This is a genomic window from Enterobacter sp. RCC_40, assembly GCF_041360735.1.
Classification (GTDB): domain Bacteria; phylum Pseudomonadota; class Gammaproteobacteria; order Enterobacterales; family Enterobacteriaceae; genus Enterobacter; species Enterobacter ludwigii.
In genome coordinates this window covers 368,370-386,466 of sequence record NZ_JBFUPR010000001.1, presented here as the reverse complement: position 1 = coordinate 386,466, position 18,097 = coordinate 368,370, and the positions used below count along the sequence as shown (strand labels likewise).

Annotated in this window: 17 protein-coding genes and 1 pseudogene; 12 read left to right on the top strand and 6 right to left on the bottom strand. The window is 54.1% G+C overall.

What is annotated here, in order from left to right; all coding sequences use genetic code 11:
• The first annotated feature begins 49 nt into the window (after positions 1–49).
• The 8 genes from fliE to AB6731_RS01690 are packed head-to-tail and all read left to right on the top strand — an operon-like array spanning position 50 to position 7,000.
• Positions 50–373, top strand: coding sequence for a flagellar hook-basal body complex protein FliE (fliE, locus tag AB6731_RS01725; protein WP_041909239.1), 324 nt, complete (start codon positions 50–52; stop codon positions 371–373).
• A gap of 16 nt (positions 374–389) precedes the next feature.
• Positions 390–1,244, top strand: a complete 855-nt coding sequence (locus AB6731_RS01720) for a CheR family methyltransferase (RefSeq protein WP_262104743.1) — start codon at positions 390–392, stop codon at positions 1,242–1,244.
• Complete coding sequence (locus AB6731_RS01715) at positions 1,241–2,290, top strand: chemotaxis response regulator protein-glutamate methylesterase (protein ID WP_371005818.1); 1,050 nt, start codon at positions 1,241–1,243, stop codon at positions 2,288–2,290. Before AB6731_RS01720 ends, AB6731_RS01715 begins: the two co-directional genes overlap by 4 nt.
• A gap of 18 nt (positions 2,291–2,308) precedes the next feature.
• Positions 2,309–2,695, top strand: coding sequence for a chemotaxis response regulator CheY (gene cheY / locus AB6731_RS01710; protein ID WP_262104745.1), 387 nt, complete (start codon positions 2,309–2,311; stop codon positions 2,693–2,695).
• 5 nt (positions 2,696–2,700) lie between these two features.
• Complete coding sequence (gene cheZ / locus AB6731_RS01705; RefSeq protein WP_262104747.1) at positions 2,701–3,339, top strand: protein phosphatase CheZ; 639 nt, start codon at positions 2,701–2,703, stop codon at positions 3,337–3,339.
• An 18-nt stretch (positions 3,340–3,357) separates the two neighbouring features.
• Positions 3,358–4,503, top strand: a complete 1,146-nt coding sequence (flhB, locus tag AB6731_RS01700; RefSeq protein WP_262104749.1) for a flagellar biosynthesis protein FlhB — start codon at positions 3,358–3,360, stop codon at positions 4,501–4,503.
• Positions 4,503–6,596, top strand: a complete 2,094-nt coding sequence (flhA, locus tag AB6731_RS01695; RefSeq protein WP_262104751.1) for a flagellar biosynthesis protein FlhA — start codon at positions 4,503–4,505, stop codon at positions 6,594–6,596. The genes flhB and flhA overlap by 1 nt, the downstream gene beginning before the upstream one ends.
• A complete protein-coding gene (locus tag AB6731_RS01690; RefSeq protein ID WP_371005817.1) occupies positions 6,593–7,000 on the top strand; it encodes a flagellar protein FlhE in 408 nt (135 codons plus the stop codon). The genes flhA and AB6731_RS01690 overlap by 4 nt, the downstream gene beginning before the upstream one ends.
• Before the next feature lie 42 nt (positions 7,001–7,042).
• On the opposite strand, the gene AB6731_RS01685 is transcribed toward AB6731_RS01690, so the two are convergent.
• From AB6731_RS01685 to traF, 4 genes are all read right to left on the bottom strand, one after another.
• Positions 7,043–8,986, bottom strand: a complete 1,944-nt coding sequence (locus tag AB6731_RS01685) for an autotransporter outer membrane beta-barrel domain-containing protein (RefSeq protein WP_371005816.1) — start codon at positions 8,984–8,986, stop codon at positions 7,043–7,045.
• 26 nt (positions 8,987–9,012) lie between these two features.
• Positions 9,013–9,177: a hypothetical protein gene (locus tag AB6731_RS01680; RefSeq protein ID WP_371005815.1), complete on the bottom strand. Its 165-nt coding sequence runs from the start codon at positions 9,175–9,177 to the stop codon at positions 9,013–9,015.
• Between the two features lie 79 nt (positions 9,178–9,256).
• Complete coding sequence (locus AB6731_RS01675; protein WP_225285514.1) at positions 9,257–9,931, bottom strand: methyltransferase; 675 nt, start codon at positions 9,929–9,931, stop codon at positions 9,257–9,259.
• 55 nt (positions 9,932–9,986) lie between these two features.
• Positions 9,987–11,192: a conjugal transfer protein TraF gene (gene traF, locus AB6731_RS01670; protein ID WP_262104758.1), complete on the bottom strand. Its 1,206-nt coding sequence runs from the start codon at positions 11,190–11,192 to the stop codon at positions 9,987–9,989.
• A gap of 278 nt (positions 11,193–11,470) precedes the next feature.
• Between traF and AB6731_RS01665 the strand changes: the two genes are divergently transcribed.
• Positions 11,471–12,013 (top strand): chorismate mutase, encoded by a 543-nt coding sequence (locus AB6731_RS01665; RefSeq protein ID WP_371005814.1) that lies wholly within the window; start codon positions 11,471–11,473, stop codon positions 12,011–12,013.
• 45 nt (positions 12,014–12,058) lie between these two features.
• Here AB6731_RS01665 and AB6731_RS01660 read toward each other — a convergent pair whose 3' ends face one another.
• The gene (locus tag AB6731_RS01660; RefSeq protein WP_262104762.1) at positions 12,059–12,439 is read right to left on the bottom strand and encodes a tail fiber domain-containing protein; all 381 of its coding nucleotides are present in this window, start codon (positions 12,437–12,439) and stop codon (positions 12,059–12,061) included.
• Between the two features lie 297 nt (positions 12,440–12,736).
• Here AB6731_RS01660 and AB6731_RS01655 point away from each other — a divergent pair, with 297 nt between their 5' ends.
• A complete protein-coding gene (locus AB6731_RS01655) occupies positions 12,737–13,147 on the top strand; it encodes a hypothetical protein (protein WP_262104763.1) in 411 nt (136 codons plus the stop codon).
• A 217-nt stretch (positions 13,148–13,364) separates the two neighbouring features.
• Here the strand turns inward: AB6731_RS01655 and AB6731_RS01650 are convergent.
• A pseudogene (locus tag AB6731_RS01650) lies at positions 13,365–13,851 on the bottom strand (IS3 family transposase); the annotation flags it as partial.
• Positions 13,852–14,068: 217 nt separating this feature from the next.
• Between AB6731_RS01650 and AB6731_RS01645 the strand changes: the two are divergent.
• Both AB6731_RS01645 and AB6731_RS01640 read left to right on the top strand, forming a co-directional pair.
• A protein-coding gene (locus tag AB6731_RS01645; RefSeq protein WP_094881439.1) for an IS3 family transposase occupies positions 14,069–15,216 on the top strand; the annotation gives its coding sequence in 2 pieces (ribosomal slippage) (positions 14,069–14,306 and positions 14,306–15,216; 1,149 coding nt in all).
• 1,071 nt (positions 15,217–16,287) lie between these two features.
• Complete coding sequence (locus AB6731_RS01640; RefSeq protein ID WP_371005813.1) at positions 16,288–17,889, top strand: YfjI family protein; 1,602 nt, start codon at positions 16,288–16,290, stop codon at positions 17,887–17,889.
• The last annotated feature ends 208 nt before the right edge of the window (positions 17,890–18,097 follow it).

The following is an 18,097-nucleotide window of genomic DNA, read 5'->3' as shown; positions in this document are numbered from 1 at the left end:
AAGATGTGCAACAAACAGCGGTTTTTATCTCATTTACCAGGAATTGAACATGTCAGCAACATTAATGCATGGCGTACTCGATCAAATTCAGCGTCAGGCGCAGCAGGTCGGCGGGGCGTCTACTCGCCTCCAGTCTCCGCGCGGCGACACGCCCTCTTTTTCTGACGTTTTATTTAACAGTATTAACGAAATAAATAAAACCCAGGTCGAGGCAAAGAGCAAAACACAGCAGTGGATGTCCGGAAGTCACGATATTGCCCTGAATGACGTGATGCTCGCGATGCAGAAGTCTTCTATTTCATTCAGCTTTGGTATGCAGGCGCGAAATAAAATGATCGGCGCGTATCAGGAAATAATGAATACACCGGTTTAAGGTCTGCTCCTATTCTATGAGTGAAATTATCAGCACTTCTGCACGCTTATCCCTGAATACGCTTTCTTTGACCGACAGCGAATTACAGCGTGTCGGGAAATTAATTTATCAGCGCGCCGGAATTGTCGTCAACGCGCAAAAGCGGGAGATGATTTTTAATCGTCTCTCCCGTCGCGTGCGCACGCTGGGTCTTGCCACGTTCAGCGACTATATCGGCCTTCTTGAGTCGCACTCAGAACACCCGGAATGGCAGAACTTTATTAACGCGCTGACGACCAACCTGACCTCCTTTTTCCGCGAGGCGTATCACTTCCCGATCCTCGCGGAACATGCGCGCCAGCGCGCGTCGGGCTATCGCGTCTGGTGTACCGCCGCGTCAACGGGCGAAGAGCCCTGCTCTATCGCGATGACGCTGCACGAGCTGTTGGGCGCGTCGGTGGCCGGGCCGCGCATCTGGGCGTCGGATATCGACACGGAGGTGCTGGCAAAAGCGGAAGCGGGCGTTTACCGGCTGAGCGATCTGGATGCGCTGACGCTGGCGCAGAAGCGTCACTTCTTTCTGCGCGGCACGGGCGACAACAGCGAGTGGGTGAAAGCCAGACGGGAGCTGCTTTCCGCCATTCACTATCAGCAGCTTAATTTACTGGACGAGAAGTGGTCCGTACCCGGGCCGTTCGACGCCATTTTCTGTCGCAACGTGATGATTTATTTCGACGCGCCGACGCAGCAGCGCCTGTTGCAGCGCTTTGCGCGTCTGCTTAAGCCCGGCGGCCTGCTGTTTGTGGGCCACTCGGAACATTTTAACCACGCACATATTCCGCTGCGCCTGCGCGGGCAGTCGGTGTATGAACTGACGGAGGCCACACGGTGAAGGCGATTCGTGTGCTGGCGGTCGATGATTCGGCCCTGATGCGTAACATGCTCAGTGCGGTAGTCAATCAGCAGCCTGATATGGAAATGGTCGGCACGGCGCCGGACGCGTTTATTGCCCGCGAGCTAATTAAACAGCTCAACCCGGACGTGCTGACGCTGGATATCGACATGCCAGGGATGGACGGGCTGGAGTTTCTCTCCCGCCTGATGCGCCTGCGCCCGATGCCGGTCATTATGATTTCCTCCCTGACCACCCGAGGTTCGAAAGCGACCATGAGCGCGCTGGAGCACGGCGCGGTCGATTTTCTGCCCAAGCCAGAACACCGCGGGGCAGAGAATATCGAGACCTGGAGCCAACTGGTGGTGGAGAAGATCCGCGTCGCCGCTCGTGCAAAACTGGCACTGCACAGTCCCGTCACCCGACCGGTTCTCGCCGGTATTCCCGTACGTCAGCAGAGCATCATCGCCATTGGCTCTTCCACGGGCGGCACGGAGGCGCTGCGTCGGGTGTTGATGCCGCTGCCGGTCAGCACGCCGGGGATTGTCATCGCCCAGCATATGCCTGCCGGTTTCACCCACTCTTTCGCCCAGCGTCTCGACTCTCTGTGCCAGATTGCCGTGCGTGAAGCGCAGGATGGTGAACCGGTACGCCCGGGCTGTGCCCTGATAGCACCGGGTGACAGCCACATGGAGATCCTCGGCCACGACAACGGCTACCGGGTCAGGCTCAGCGATGCCCCACCGGTGAATCGCCATCGCCCCTCGGTGGATGTGCTCTTTGACTCGGTGGCACGTCAGGCCAGCAAACACGCCAGCGCCGCCCTGTTAACCGGCATGGGCGCTGACGGCGCGCGCGGCCTGCTGCACCTGCGCCAGACCGGGGCGTTTACCCTCGCACAGAGCGAAGCCACCTGCGTGGTTTTCGGCATGCCCCGGGAAGCCATTGCCCTCGGTGCCGCGAAAAAGGTCGTCGATCTTGACGATATCTGCCAGTGCCTGCTGGACAGTTTTCACTATAAAAATTCATCTAAAACCGACTCATGACATTAAGGAGATTTCCCCATGTCGGATAAAAACTTGCGTTTTCTGGTGGTGGATGACTTCGCCACCATGCGACGCATCGTACGAAACCTGCTGCAGGATCTGGGCTACAAGCACATTGACGAGGCCGAAGACGGTCAGGACGCGCTCAACAAACTGCGTGCAGGCGACTTCGATTTCGTCGTCAGCGACTGGAATATGCCAAATGTCGACGGGCTTGAGCTGCTGAAAACCATCCGCAGCGACGCGGCCATGGCAAAAATGCCGGTGCTGATGGTGACCGCGGAAGCGAAGAAAGAGAACATCATCGCCGCTGCTCAGGCGGGTGCCAATGGTTACATCGTTAAGCCGTTCACCGCTGCCACGCTGGAAGAAAAGCTCGGCAAAATCTTTGAAAAAATCGGGTAACCCCTATGAACACCCCGTTAAACATGCAGGCGGATAACGCCACAGAGATTTTCGTTCGCATCGGGCAACTGACCCGCCTGCTGCGCGACAGCATGGCCAACCTCGGTCTGGAACAGGCCATTATGGAGGTGGCGGATGCGTTTCCGAACACCCGCGACCGCCTGAACTACGTGGTCGGCAAGACCTCGCAGGCAGCCGACCGCGCGTTGACAAGCGTTGAAGTGGCGCGTCCCCTGCAGGAAGGGCTGAGCGATAGCGCCACCGCGCTGAGCACGCGCTGGGATGCCTGGTTCGAAAATCCGCAGCCGCTGGACGACGCCCGCGAGCTGGTCAAAGCCACCCGTACCTTTCTTCACCAGGTGCCGGATGTGACCCAGCAAACCAACCGCCAGTTGACCGAAATCATGATGGCGCAGGATTTTCAGGATCTCACCGGGCAGGTGCTGCAAAGCCTGATGCACGTTATTGAGACCGTTGAGAAAGAGCTGATCAGCGTGCTGGTGGAAAACATGAGCGAGCGCGATGCGATTGCTGAAACGGGCGATGCGCACCTGAAGAATGGTCCGCAAATCGATACCCGTGCCGAGGGGGTCGTTGCCTCTCAGGAGCAGGTGGACGATCTGCTGGAGTCTCTCGGCTTCTAATCCCGCCGGGCGAAAGGTATGTCAGAACAAAACGACAGCGAAAAAACAGAAGACCCCACACCCCACCGAAAGCAAAAAGCGCGTGAAGAGGGACAGGTTCCCCGATCGCGCGAGCTGACGAGCCTCCTCATGCTGCTGGCAGGCTGGGGGTTAATCATGGTCGCGGGGGGCTGGCTGGCAAAACAGCTGCAGCACCTGCTGCATAACGGTTTGACGTTTGACCGGCTGTTAGTCAGCGACCCGCAGCAGATGCTGCATCACGCCGCATCGCTGCTGGGGATCGCCTTCCTGGCGCTGCTGCCGTTCGTCGGCGGGCTGTTTCTCACCGCCGTCGCCACGCCGTCGCTCATTGGCGGCCTGAACATAAGCGCTAAGGCCGTGAAATTTAACCTGAAGAAGCTCAATCCGCTGAGCGGCATCAAGCGCCTGTTTTCCGGGCAAATGGTGTCGGAGATGGTGAAGAGCATTCTGAAGGTCACGCTGGCAGCGGTCGGCGGCGGACTGTTCCTGTGGTTTAACAAAGCGAAGTTTATCAGCCTGATGTTTGAACCGCTCGGCATGGCGCTTAGCGATATCAGCACCCTGCTGCTGGGCTGCATGCTGGCCATTATTTTATCGCTGATCCCGATGGTGGCGTTCGACGTGGTTTACCAGCTCTGGAGCAACTTTAAAAAGCTGCGCATGAGCCTGAAGGAAATCAAAGACGAATTCAAAAATCAGGAAGGCGACCCGCTGATTAAAAGTAAGGTTCGCCAGCTGCAGCGCCAGATGGCGCAGCAGCGAATGATGAGCGATGTCCCCACCGCCGACGTGGTGGTGAATAACCCGACCCACTATTCGGTCGCCCTGAAGTATCAGGACGGCGCCATGGGCGCGCCGGTGGTGGTTGCCAGCGGCAGCGGATTAATTGCCCTGCGCATCCGCGAGCTGGCCGAAGAGAGCCGGGTCCCCATGCTTGAGGCGCCGCCGCTAGCGCGCGCCCTGTATCGCCATTGTGACCCCGGCACACCGGTTCCCGCCGAGCTGTACAGCGCGGTGGCGGAAGTGCTGGCCTGGGTTTATGGCCTTAAGCGCTGGCGTAAAGGCTATGGCTTACGTCCGCTGACACCTAAAGATCTCCCCGTTCCCGTGGGGATGGATTTTGCACAAGAGAGTAGAGAGTGATGGCCAATATCGCCACCAAATTACGATTACCCAACATGAAGGAAACCCAGTGGCAGGTGCTGGCCGGGCCGGTGCTGATCATGACCATCCTGGCGATGATGATCCTGCCGCTGCCGACCTTTGTGCTGGACCTGCTGTTTACCTTCAACATCGTGCTGTCGATCATGATTTTGCTGGTCGCCATGTTTACACAAAATACGCTGGAGTTTTCGGCGTTTCCGACGGTGCTGCTGTTCTCCACCCTGCTGCGTCTGGCGCTGAACGTGGCCTCCACGCGCGTGATCCTGATGAACGGCCATACCGGCTCGGAAGCGGCGGGTCAGGTGGTGGAGGCCTTTGGTCACTTCCTGGTCGGCGGAAATTTCGCCATCGGGATTATCGTCTTCGTCATCCTGATCATCATTAACTTTATGGTGATCACCAAGGGTGCGGGGCGTATTGCGGAAGTGGGCGCGCGTTTCTCCCTCGACGGCATGCCGGGCAAGCAGATGGCGATAGATGCCGACCTGAATGCCGGACTGATTGGCGAAGAAGAGGCAAAACGCCGCCGTAAAGAGGTGACGCAGGAAGCCGATTTCTACGGTTCGATGGACGGTGCGAGCAAGTTTGTGCGCGGCGATGCCATCGCCGGACTGCTGATTATGGCGATCAATATTATCGGTGGTCTGGTGATCGGCGTGATGCAGCACGACATGTCAGCGGGCGTAGCCGGGGAAACCTATACCCTGCTGACCATCGGTGATGGTCTGGTGGCGCAGATCCCGGGGCTGGTGATTTCTACCGCCGCCGGTGTAGTGGTCACCCGCGTCGCCAACGATCAGGATGTGGGCGAGCAGATGGTGGGCCAGCTGTTTACCTCTCCACGCGTGATTGTCCTGGCGGCGGGCGTGATTGGTCTGCTGGGTCTGATCCCCGGCATGCCAAATTTTGTTTTCCTGCTGTTTACTGCCGCCCTGCTGAGCGTCGCCTGGTGGCTGCGCGGTCGCGAAGGCGATGTGAAAAAGAGCGGTGGCGTACAGGCCGATACCGATGCTGCGGAAGATGACGTGGCGCAAATCAACGAGGCGACCTGGTCTGATGTTCAAATGGAAGATACGCTCGGCCTGGAAGTGGGCTACCGCCTGATCCCAATGGTGGATCATGAGCAACAGGGCCAGCTGTTGACCCGCGTGCGCGGTATTCGTAAGAAGTTCGCCCAGCAGATGGGTTTTCTTCCCCCTGCCGTGCATATTCGTGACAACCTGGATCTGGCTCCGACGCACTACCGCATCCTGCTTAAAGGGGTCACGATTGGTTCAGGCGACGTTCAGCCGGACCGCTGGATGGCAATCAACCCCGGCTGTGCAGAGGGTGAAGTTCCAGGTACACCGTGCACCGAACCCACCTTTGGACTGCCTGCCCTGTGGATTGACGAAGTTCACCGTGAACTGGCGCAGACGCTGGGCTACACGGTGGTTGACCCGAGTTCAGTGGTGGCAACGCATCTTAACCATCTTATCAGCACCCATACCGAAGAGCTGTTTGGCCGCCAGGAGGCGCAGCAGTTGCTCGATCAGATCACCAAACAGTCTCCTAAGCTGATTGAAGATTTGATCCCAGCGGTCATCAGTCTGACCACGCTGCATAAGGTGCTGCAGAACCTGCTTGCCGAACGCGTGCCGATCCGCGACATGCGGACCATCATCGATACGCTGGCAGAGTTTGCCACCGCCCAGAGCGATGCCGACGAGCTGACCACCCGCGTGCGTGCACGTCTCTCCCGCGCTATTACCCAACAGTGGTTCCCGGGCGACGGGGATATTCAACTGATTGGGCTGGATTTGTCGCTGGAACAACTTCTGGTACAGGCAACCCAGAGCGGTAGCGCCATCGAACCTGGCATTGCGGAAAACCTGATGAAGCAGACCGAACAGGCGCTGCAGCATCAGGAGGGATTAGGCGCACCGCCGGTGCTGCTGGTCAATCCGGCCCTGCGCCTGATGCTGTCCCGCTACCTGCGTCGTATTTTCCCGCAGATGGCAGTGCTGTCCAGCCAGGAGATCAATACCTCCCGCAACGTGCGGATGACGTATCTGATTGGAGGAAAAGGATGATGAGAGCAGGGGTAGTCCTGCTTCTGATTTCGCCGTTGGCGATAGCGGCTGACGGCTCCTGGAGCAACCAGAGCTTTGGCGGCACGCTGACCCGCGGCCAGCAGGTACTGAAAAGCAAACCGGTGCAAAGTGCCTCTCCCCTGCCTGCGGGAGTTGTGGCATCCCGCATACACTGGAAAATCGCGACCCATGGGCTGACCCCGCCGGGGTTTCGCATTCGCCTGTGCAGCGCGGCACGCTGCCTGCCGCTGTCCGGTTTTTCCGGCGAGCAGCGTCTGCCTGCCGGTATGCCAGCAGGCGGGCCGTTTCGTTTCGAGTATTATTCTGTCGCGGGCGGGCGTCTTGACGCCCCGTTAACGGTGCTGAGTAATCAGGTTACGGTGAGTTACCGTAACCGCGGTTAAGCCCGAGCATGACCGGCAAACCGGTCATGCTTGCGGTACAACTTAGAAATCGACGCGCAGGCCGACACTCCCCACCACCGGCGACTCAACATGCTCGCTCTTCGCGTAGCTCGCATCCAGCCAGACCTCGGTTGACGGTGTTACTTTCACGCTGATACCGCCCGTGAACATCCCACCCGTTCCGGTGAAGTCGTTGGTAAAGTCATAGGTTTCGTTAATGCGCGTACTGCCGTTTTTGACCAGCCCCTGACGCAGGGCCGCCGTCGCATAAGGCATGACCTGCACCTCACCGGCCTCCAGACGCGTGCTCACGCGCAGACCGGCTTGCGCCTGCAGTGAACGTCCGTCGCCGGTTTCCGCCGTCATCCCGTTGTTCAGTTTGACGTGCTCAGACGGGGTCATCCAGCCGTCGAGCCCGGCAAACGGCGTCAGACGCGTGGCATCGCTCAGGGTGATGTGACGACCCGCTTCCAGCCCCAGTCCGTATCCCCAGCTGTTCCAGTCGGCACGCGCCGTTGCGCCATCGCTCATGCGGGCGCTCAGCTTGTTGGCAAAATGGTTAATCTGCGCGGAGCCGCTGGTATACCAGCCGTTAGCCGAGTTCAGCGTGGCATACAGACCGCCACCGTAGCTGGTGACACGGCTCTGGCCGCCGCGGGCATGTTTAACCTGACCGGTTGACTGGCTCAGCCAGGCCCCGGTGGTGAGATCCCCTGCATTCAGAGAAGTCACCTTATCGCCGCCCAGCATCATGCCGTTCTGTTCCAGGCGGTAGGCGGAACCCCAGGCACCGTCGACATCGCTGCGGCTGTGCAGCACAGTGCCCCACATGCCGGACTGCGGCCGGGTGCGGGTATCGTCAAGACGCGAGCGCAGGACGTTCATTTCATACTCATGGATAAACTGTGGCGCGGACGCCATCGACAGCATTGCATCGGTAGACGCGGAGGTTGAACCTGGCGCCTGCACCAGCTCCCACTGATTGCCATTACGCACCAGCGTATGCTGCCAGGCTCCCACGTCGAGGCGCCCCCCATTCAGGGCAAACTCAGCATCACCGCCGCCGGTTCGCACCAGGGTCAGCGCGTCGCGACCGGCCTCACGACCGCTGGCCGCCACGTGCAGGGTATGTTTCCCGGAGGCGCTGCCGGTAATATCCAGAAGATCGGCTTCGCCCGTGCGGAGATCGGCATTCATCACAAAATGGCCGCTGCCGGAGAGCGTACCGAGCGTCAGGGTGCGGTACTCCTCGCCTGCGGCAAATTTCACCGTTCCGCCCGCCATGGAAAGGGATTTGATATCGGAATCCGCCGTCATTTCATAGAGGGAGGAGTTGTCCAGCGACAGGGCATTGACGTTGGTCATGCTGCCGGAGAGGTGGCTGCCGTTGCGGAGCGCGACGTCCACTACAGCCCCCTCTTCCGCACGGACAGTGCCTGCGGCCTGGCTGGCGTTGAGCGACAGGGAGACCTCACTGCCCTTTCTGGCGGTCAGAAGTTCACCGGTATCGGAGCCAGCGGTGCTGCCATTTGTCAGGAGAATATCCTGCGTCCCGGTGCGGGCCATAAACGCAGGACCGTTTACTGCCCAGACGCTGGAATGATCCAGACCAACCTTGTTCTTGCCGTTGAGGGATATGCCGGACTGATATCCCTTTATGGTGCTACCGATAAACGTGCCGTTGGTATCGTCAAAATCAACGGCTCCGGTGTACATTTCGTTGTTATTGGCAATCACGCCATTCTCGACGATGACCTCGGCATTATTCGTCACGAATTGCTGCATGCGGACTTGTGCCGCAGCTAACTGAGCATCATACACAACAAGCTGGGTTTCAATCGTCGTGTTCCGCAGCCGGGAGTCCCCCATCAATGCGGCGAACTTAACGCTGGCATTATCAATGGTTGCCGTACTGACAGCGTCCAGCATCAGGTAATCATTAATCTGACCACCGTCCATGACCAGATGGCCGTCAGAGATGGTCACGTTACCGGCAACCGCATCCTTTGCGGTTAGCGTCGCGCCATTTTGAACCTGATAGTCTTCATTACTGGGGAGCGACCATCAATCAGGGTGTCTTTTTCGATGAGGGTGGCGGCAGAGGAAGCACCGGCGGTGCCAAGTAGTGTGACGAGGATCGCCCTGCGAAGCGGCGAAAAATAAAATAACGGTTTCATGAATTGCCTTTCTGATTAGAAATAAACAGAGAGGAGTTCCTCTCTGTTTATTCATCGGTGAAAAGACAATCAACTGAAATTATTCGGCCAGCATACCCTCTTTTTTGCGCTCGGCTTTAAACAGCGCCACTCGCCCTTCAATGAGGATCTCCACATGACCGAAATAGCGGGAGAGCAGAGACGCTAATCCTTCTGCGCTGTCGGTGCGGTTAGAAAAGATGCCTTTTTGATTATAAATTCGCATCAGTTTTCGCCCGAACCGATTATGACCCGCATCGTCACCCAGAATGGTTGCGCCAAATAAACATCCTTCTTTCGTTAACGCCGTACTGGCGTGGGCAATCACCTCTGCTTTATCGTGCATTTCGCCGGGCAGGCAGTGGAGCAGATAGAACATCGACACGGAATCAAATTGCTCGCGCAAATGCGGTGGGTACGGGTCGAACACATCATGCAATATGGACGCTTTTATTCTCTTTCTGCCCACGCGGGCCTTCGCCGCCTCCAGACTGGAACTGTTCAAATCAAGCAGCGATATGTCGCAGAGATCCGGCGTAAACGTCAGGTAATAACCGGTTCCGACCCCCACATCGAGGTGGTTATTTTTCATGTTATTTCTGAAATGGGGGATAAGATGCCGCTTTGTGTCGCATTGCCAGGCATAGCGGTTAGAAACCTGAAGCACCCACCAGTCGTACAGCTTCAGTGAGAGTGGCGTATAGGCTTTTATTCCATCACGTGTTTTTTTATTCATAGGCTCCCTGCGCGATCGCTGCAGTAAAAAAGGCCACACCGGGTGGCCTGAGTCGTCAGAAGTAGAAGGTAAATTGCGCGACACCGCCAATCGTGCGGTCGCGTCCGGCAATGGCGGTTACGTCAAACTGCATGGCCTCACCGGCGGAAAGCCCGACACCGCCCGTCACCACGCGGCGGTCGTTGCCGCGCATATCAAGACGATAGCCCGCCCGCAGCTGCACCCAGTCGGCGGTGCGCCATTCCGCGCCAAAGGCCGCGTACTGGTTTTTGTCGATATACTGGAAATTGCTGACCGGTGTCAGGTCAATATCGGCCCCCAGCGTGACAGGACCGGTTTGCCAGGCGGTACCGGCAGTAAGCTGTGGACGGATCACAAAAGCAGGCTGATAGCCGTTCACCTTTCGGGTTTTCACGCGGTTCTCAAACAGGTTTTGCGCGGAAAGCGCCACCATCCAGCCTGGCGTCGGCGAGGCAAAGAGACCGGCGTCGATGTTGGCGCTCATGGTCTGGTGCTGCCAGTTGCCATCGCGCAGATCGGAGCTGTCATAGTTGTTGATGGCAACGTTATAGTTCCACGTTTCAATACGCTGGATCTTCGGCGTGATGCCAACGCCTGCAGGAATATCCCCCACGGTAAACGGATGGGCAATCGACACGCCATATTCCGTGACCAGCGCCGCCATCCCTTCAGCGCGGGAGGTCAGCTTATCCAGATCCTCCTCCACCGGAATAATAGATCCATTGGCAACGCCTTCGAGGTACTCCAGATCGCTCTGACTGACCAGCGCACGGGCATTGCCCTTCGCCCAGCTGTTAACGGATAGCGCGATGGGCAGTGAATCATCCGGCACCGCCAGCACCATCGCCAGCCCGACATTCGCGTACGCATTTTCCCCGGAAAGACCAGCAACCATATCCCCCAGTTTGCCTGCGGCCTGCGCCTCATTGCCGGTGCCAATGGCGCTTTCCAGCCTGTCCCAGGCCGATTTGACATCATCAAAACCATCAATCAGGTTGGCCGGATCGCTGACCTGCGCGCCGAGGGACGGTGCAATCAGGCTGATTTTATCCTGCGAGCGCGACGTCGCCAGCAGGGCCGGGTTGACCAGTGGCGCCACGCCAAAGTGTGCCGACGCCACGCCGGTGCCCCCCATGGCGGTGCTGCGGGCGTCAAAACCGTTATAAGAAGCAGAGGCAAAAGGGACTGTCGCGCTAAACCCTGCAATTAACAGGCTGCGCATAATAATATTCGTTTTCATTTTATTTCCAGAGTCATATTGAGTGGCGCGTGATAGCGCACATTGCGTGTGGTATAAATTGCTCTTTATTATGCTATCAGGAAGTTCAATCTGTTTATCTGGCAATAACCTTAAAGACCTTTCTACTATTTACGACTTTAGTGAATAGAATAAATTATTTACCCCCTTATCACCCGAAATGCTTACAATTGTCATCGCTTATTAACGTTATAAAGGATTGCCTGTAAAAAACAGGCTGCCATAATAGATTCCCAACCATTATTTGTGAGAGAAAAACCGTGCGCTATTTCGCTGTCGTGGTTTCATCAATATTAATGTGTGGCTCTTCTCTGGCCACGTCCGTAAACGCCGCAACCCTGCCTGAGCTGGCAGAGGCCTTAAATACACGGTTCGACGTGATGAAGGATGTGGCAGGCTATAAAGCGGCGAACCATCTTCCCGTTGAGGATCTCCCGCGGGAAAAAAATGTGCTCCTGAAGGCGCAGAGCGCTGCCCGTGACGCCATGCTGGATCCGCAGAGTATTGACGCGTTTGTCCAGACGCAGATGGCCATCAGTAAAAATATCCAGTATCGCTACCTTGACCGCTGGCGTTTACAGCCAGAAAAAGCGTGGCAGCCCCGTCCCCTGAAAGAAGTCAGAGCACAAATTCTGGAACTGGATAATACGCTCCTGAATCTGATTAGCCGTCAAATCCTGACCGGTGGTGGGTTTGGTGAAGAGCAGGACCGCACGCTGGCCCGGTTGCTGGACGATAAGCAGCTCTCTGACCTGGAGAAGGCACAACTGATTGACGCGCTCGGGAAGATTAAACGTCGCTAACGATCTGCCTGAGCCCGTCATGATGTCGACGGGCTCAGGGTTTCATTACTTATTTTTCAATGCACATTGTGCAACATCAGCCTTTAAGGCCTTAATTTCATTCTGCTGCTCGCGTACGGCTTCAATCAGCGGGGCCACCAGCTTTTGATAGTCGACCTGTTTTTTCCCGTCTTCCGTTTTGACCAGTTCCGGGTAGACCTTTTCCACATTCTGTGCGATTAAGCCGACATCCTGGCTTTTATTCTCTTTCCAGGTATATGAGACCCCTTCCAGCTGGAGAATTTTGTCAAGAGAGCCCTCCAGAGGACGAATCTCTTCTTTCAGGGTTTCATCGCTGAAAGGGCAGCATTTTGCGCCAAGATCGGCCAGGGCAGAGGCGGAAAACATCAGAGGAATAGCAATAAACGCGACTTTCTTTAACACCATAATCACTCCATAAATGTGTGTGAGACACTGGATATTCAGGGTTATGCATTTAAAAATAAGCGTGTCAGCAAGATATCCCCGCACTGACAATTAAACGGTAGCAACATTTTTTATTTCAAACCATACGGACTACCGGACAATAAGCGCTGATTATTGCCAGCAATTATCGCGAATAAGCTGGTCGTCTGTCCGCTATCTAAAAATAATCTTCCTGTGCAGTTCTATTCGTTTATTACACATTTGGAACCGGGAGGCATCGCGTAAAATATTGCCCCCATTACACTCACAAGGGTCATCATGAGAACTGTTATTTTGTTGATTGCGGCAGTGGGCCTGACGGCGTGCCAGACAAAGCGTGAGCTACCGGTTCAGGTGGCACCGCCGGTCGCCGCCGCAGCACCAGCATCTGTTGCAGAGGAGGTCGCCCCGGTTACCGCAGTTTCACCAGAGGAAAGACTGAAAGCGTGTCATCAAAAAATAGATGCACTTAAACACTACGATAAGAAGCGGGCAAACGCGGCACGCTATGCCCTCTCCAGGGCGATAAAAGCAAAAGCCGACACGCAAGCCAGCGCAGCGCATATTTCGCCTGAAGCGCTACACTATGCTGTGTACCATCAGGATCAGAGTGTCGAGGTTATCTGTACGCAAGTTTCGCAGCGCCTGGACAGACTGATTCTGAGCAAAGTGATGAAAACATCTACCTGAACTCTTTTGTCAACACTCTGCCGCCCGGTACAGCGTGTTCACTCAAGTCCACTCTTCAGCGTGGTTTTCTCAATGGGAGTTTTGTCACTGAAAGGAAACGGAATAAATGATTGAATAATGGCAGAGAGGCTAGCCTCTCCTGCCATTCCGACATCTCACCGTTTTGTAGTTGCCTTCATGCCCAATTCTCAACAGCACCGATTATGTTGGAGAGTTTCTAGTCGGTGATCTCTGGGGGCATAGCCCCGTTTACAATGGAAGCATAATTCGCTTTTTCAGCTTCAACTGGCGGGATGTGCCCGAGACGTTCCAGTTATCTGTGAATGTTGTACCATTCCCACCACGTCAGCGTCGCCAGTTCAACCATTGCGCGGTATTCCAGCGCAGACGGTGTCCCCCGCCTTTTAAAGGTTGTTGATGCTTTCGGACATTGCATTTTAATACAAGTCAGTGTTTTTCCCGTGGAGGCCAGAAACGTAGCTTCCTTCAGCCGTTGTATGTATGCTTGTAAGGTGTGCTATGAGCCTTTGTCCTAGTGATGGATAATTCCGTACAGGCGACGGGACCACAGTGTCTACTTAAGCGCATCTACTACGAACGTCGTCTCCATCGACGACGACATTCGACAAGCCTACGATGACCCCAGGGAACACGTCTATGTATCTGATGAACGCTACATATGCGAAGTTCTGAGATATGCTGACGCAGCTCTTGGTGCTGATGGTATGTTAATCCAATTCATGGTAAACCGGTCCGACCCCAAAGATCCTGCTGCGGGGAACCAGTAGAGGCAGTATCTTTTCCACAAACGGCCGAACTCCGACTTTACATAATGAGCGAAAGTCTGCCGCAGGATATTGAATCGCCACGGGTTTAACAGACACCTCAGAGTCATTTAAGATGACTTAAAGAGAGGTGCCCATGAGCGGTAAACGTTATCCCGAAGAGTTTAAAATTGAAGCAGTCAAGCAGGTTATTGATCGCGGTCATTCTGTTTCCAGCGTTGCAACACGTCTCGATATCACCACCCACAGCCTTTACGCCTGGATAAAGAAGTACGGTCCGGACTCATCCACTAATAAAGAACAGTCAGATGCTCAGGCCGAGATCCGCCGACTCCAGAAGGAACTGAAGCGGGTTACTGACGAACGGGACATATTAAAAAAAGCCGCGGCGTACTTCGCAAAGCTGTCCGACTGAGGTACGCCTTTATTCGTGACAACTCCCGTTGCTGGCCTGTTCGTCTGCTCTGCAGGGTGCTGGATGTTCATCCCAGTGGCTTTTACGCCTGGTTTAAGCAACCGTATTCTCAGCACCACCAGGTAGATCTGAGACTGACGGGACAGATCAAACAGTTTTGGCTGGAGTCCGGTTGCGTTTATGGTTATCGCAAGATCCATCTGGACTTACGGGATAGCGGGCAACAGTGCGGAGTGAACAGAGTCTGGCGACTGATGAATCGTGCCGGGATAAAGGCTCAGGTCGGGTACCGGAGCCCTCGGGCACGCAAAGGCGAGGCCAGTATCGTGTCACCCGACAGGCTCCAACGACAGTTCAATCCGGATGCTCCGGATGAGCGTTGGGTAACGGACATAACCTACATCAGGACTCACGAAGGCTGGCTGTATCTGGCCGTGATTGTTGATCTGTTCTCACGCAAAATTATCGGCTGGTCAATGCAATCCCGGATGACAAAGGACATTGTCCTGAACGCACTGCTGATGGCTGTATGGCGGCGTAATCCTCAAAGACCGGTGCTGGTTCACTCGGACCAGGGCAGTCAGTACACAAGCCATGAGTGGCAGTCGTTCCTGAAATCACACGGCCTGGAAGGGAGTATGAGCCGTCGCGGTAACTGTCACGATAACGCGGTTGCAGAAAGCTTTTTCCAGTTACTGAAACGCGAGCGGATAAAGAAAAAGATCTACGGAACGCGGGAAGAAGCCCGCAGCGATATTTTTGATTACATCGAAATGTTTTATAACAGTAAGCGTCGGCATGGTTCGAGCAATCAGATGTCACCGACAGAATATGAAAACCAGTATTATCAACGGCTCGGAAGTGTCTAGATTATCCGTGGCGATTCATATTTTTGCTACAAGATAGTTCCGGACTTCCCGTTCCAGCTCTTTGAGAAGTTCGCGCTCAGAGATGGTGAGGCTGCTTTCACTACTGCCTGCATCCACCCACGATGACGAATCCAGGTTCATACGGTGTCGGTGCTGCAGCCAATTTTAGGCGGGATAGAATGGATAGTCGCATGCTCAGAATGGTACTCATCGCACTGTTCCAGCAACATACTGGCCACCCTCTCACGTATTTCCCGAGAGTAACAATTTGATGATTTTCAAGTCATTTTGATCTCCTTTTACTTAGCGCTAAGTCTCGCGGAAACCCGGCAGGGCTCAGTCTATATCTGTAGTGGAACGTAGCTTCTGCGATCCTAAAAACTCTTATCCGTGAGCTGGACAGTAGAGGACAATGCCCCTTCTGTCATCAGCTCATTCCCGGCAACGATGGCGGTAGTGTTTACGCTGGATTCGCCGGGAGAGCAACGACTATCAGAAATACTGGAGCTAAATGGTGTAGATAACCTAACGCTCCGGTTGTCGCCTCCAGTCGACTTACCTTTGCCTCCCGGGTCTGTCGCTGATTAATGCCTAGGCGAACACTCAGTGTTGAAGAAAGCTATGCGTTCCGCTTCATGGAGTCGATCTGCCAGAAAGAACCGCAACTGAAAATGAAACAATAGTTATCCCTCGGCTTCTACCATGTGTTGAAATCTGAGAAAAGATAACAGTTAATACGATGGTTCTCTGAATTCAGACAGAGTGGCCCCCTTGACATTAGGTGTGTTGCAGCTGGGATGGATGCTGCTGAAACAGCAATACACGATGCGATAAGCAGCAGATTGACTAACGGTATTGAAGAAAACAATCTAAATCGTTTGAAAATGCTTCAAGAAGAGATGTATGTTCGGGCTGGCTTCGAGTTACTGCACCAACGAATCATGAACCCACGAACATGAAAATCCCCATTAAAACAAACACCATTTTTGGCGTGATATCATTCATCTGTCAGACATTTTGTTTTATTCTCTTACTGCGGGCATCCACGTCCCGGACAACAGAGATACAAAAATGAATCTTTCCCCCGAAATTTACCAAGCCAGCCAGAAAATCACGCCCGTGTTAACAAATTCTCACGCAGGAAAAATATCAAAACCGTATCCGGTAGCCTCCTTCCCGACTGTGCTGGAGAATATTATCCGTTCCTTGCACGAGTCTACGCACATCCCCGTAGAGCTCGTCGGTAATGTTGTCCTGGCTGCCACATCGCTCGCCTGCCAGTCACTAATAGATGTCGTTCAACCACATACGAATATGCCGGAACCGTGTTCACTTTACCTTATGACCATTGCTGAATCGGGAGAAGGCAAAACGACCATCAATAAATTGGTGATGAAACCTCTTTATGCTTACGCCGCTGAAATGAAGCGTGAATATGAAGAAAAGCTTATTCCCTACCGACGTGAACACAACATATGGAAAATAAGACATCAGGCCTTAAATAGCAATCTGCGGCAGGCCATTAAAAAAGGGTATTCTGGTGAAGATGAAGAGCGCGAAATTGTAAAACATGCGAAATACGAACCACAGCGCCCAGCTCGCCCGAATTTTATTTATGAAGACACGTCGCTGAAGGCACTTGTTGAAGGCCTCGGTGAACATCCGGAAGCTGGATTTATTTCTGACGAAGCCATCACGTTTTTTAAAAGCTACCTGAAAAACAATCCGGGCCTTCTGAATAAAGCATGGGATAGTGAAATGTTTGATTTCCGCCGGGCGGACGGAGAGGTTTACCAGATTAAACCACTCCTGACATTTTCCCTGATGTCCCAGTCGGAAGTGTTCAATGAATATTTAAAAAAACATACCAATACCGCCAGAGCCAGTGGATTCCTTTCTCGATTTTTATTTGCATGGTGTGAAAGCACCATTGGCTCCCGTAACGGACATGCTGATTTTACCAACACAGAGCAGGCGCTGAGTATTTTTTATGACCGAGTCAATGAATTATTGAGGCAGAATAAAGTCCGTTTCAATGACAATACATATGCCCCAAAAAAAACATTAGCACTGTCAGAGCGGGCCCTGACATCCTGGAAAAACAATCGGACTGAAACAGAAAAGAAAATTACCGCCGGAAATGAATGGGAGCATATTCGGGACATTGCCTCAAAATCAGGTGCCAATACCCTAAGATTAGCCGCTCTGTTACAGTATTTTTATGATGACACCTCAGAATATGTTTCACAGGGAGCCATGGGGTCAGCAATTACCATTATGGACTGGTACCTAAATCAGGCCAGTCAGATATTCTACTCGCAATCTGAACGCTGGCAGTTTGAGCTGGATGTCCGAGAACTGTACCACTGGATTGTAAACCGGATACGACAAAATAATGGTTTTGCCATTCTGAAAAATGATCTTGAGAAATTTGGACCACACCGGTTGAGGCGGACGCATAAGCTCACCCCTGTTCTGAACCAGTTAATCAGCCAAGGGTATTTCAGCGTCATTCAGACGATTAAAAATGGTGCCCTTTATGTCGCACCCAACCTTTCGAATGGCATGTTTATACTGCCTACCGGGTGTAATTACACTGACCATATTATTATCGCCCAGTCTCCAGCTAACACTAATGGCCGACCTTATCCGGTGGATATCACAGGCTTCTGAACACCCAGCATATCCCGGAAAAATGTAAACATAACTCAAAAAAAATCGAAAGCAGGAGCGCTTCGAATGAAAGAAAGATGGCCCAACTCCCTTGGCTGATAAGCAGGTTAAAATAACATCGATTTTAATACCATTACCTCATTAATTCCCGGCTTCGATTGCTACTGTAGCAATCGAAGCCAGACAATTTTTACGTAGAAAATCTTTT

Bases quoted from the DNA above. Each gene is read 5' to 3' on its own strand.
- fliE (WP_041909239.1), top strand. From the start codon at position 50: ATGTCAGCAACATTAATGCATGGCGTACTCGATCAAATTCAGCGTCAG.
- AB6731_RS01720 (WP_262104743.1), top strand. From the start codon at position 390: ATGAGTGAAATTATCAGCACTTCTGCACGCTTATCCCTGAATACGCTT.
- cheY (WP_262104745.1), top strand. From the start codon at position 2,309: ATGTCGGATAAAAACTTGCGTTTTCTGGTGGTGGATGACTTCGCCACC.
- cheZ (WP_262104747.1), top strand. From the start codon at position 2,701: ATGAACACCCCGTTAAACATGCAGGCGGATAACGCCACAGAGATTTTC.
- flhB (WP_262104749.1), top strand. From the start codon at position 3,358: ATGTCAGAACAAAACGACAGCGAAAAAACAGAAGACCCCACACCCCAC.
- flhA (WP_262104751.1), top strand. From the start codon at position 4,503: ATGGCCAATATCGCCACCAAATTACGATTACCCAACATGAAGGAAACC.
- AB6731_RS01690 (WP_371005817.1), top strand. From the start codon at position 6,593: ATGATGAGAGCAGGGGTAGTCCTGCTTCTGATTTCGCCGTTGGCGATA.
- AB6731_RS01680 (WP_371005815.1), bottom strand. From the start codon at position 9,177: ATGAAACCGTTATTTTATTTTTCGCCGCTTCGCAGGGCGATCCTCGTC.
- AB6731_RS01675 (WP_225285514.1), bottom strand. From the start codon at position 9,931: ATGAATAAAAAAACACGTGATGGAATAAAAGCCTATACGCCACTCTCA.
- traF (WP_262104758.1), bottom strand. From the start codon at position 11,192: ATGAAAACGAATATTATTATGCGCAGCCTGTTAATTGCAGGGTTTAGC.
- AB6731_RS01660 (WP_262104762.1), bottom strand. From the start codon at position 12,439: ATGGTGTTAAAGAAAGTCGCGTTTATTGCTATTCCTCTGATGTTTTCC.
- AB6731_RS01655 (WP_262104763.1), top strand. From the start codon at position 12,737: ATGAGAACTGTTATTTTGTTGATTGCGGCAGTGGGCCTGACGGCGTGC.
- AB6731_RS01640 (WP_371005813.1), top strand. From the start codon at position 16,288: ATGAATCTTTCCCCCGAAATTTACCAAGCCAGCCAGAAAATCACGCCC.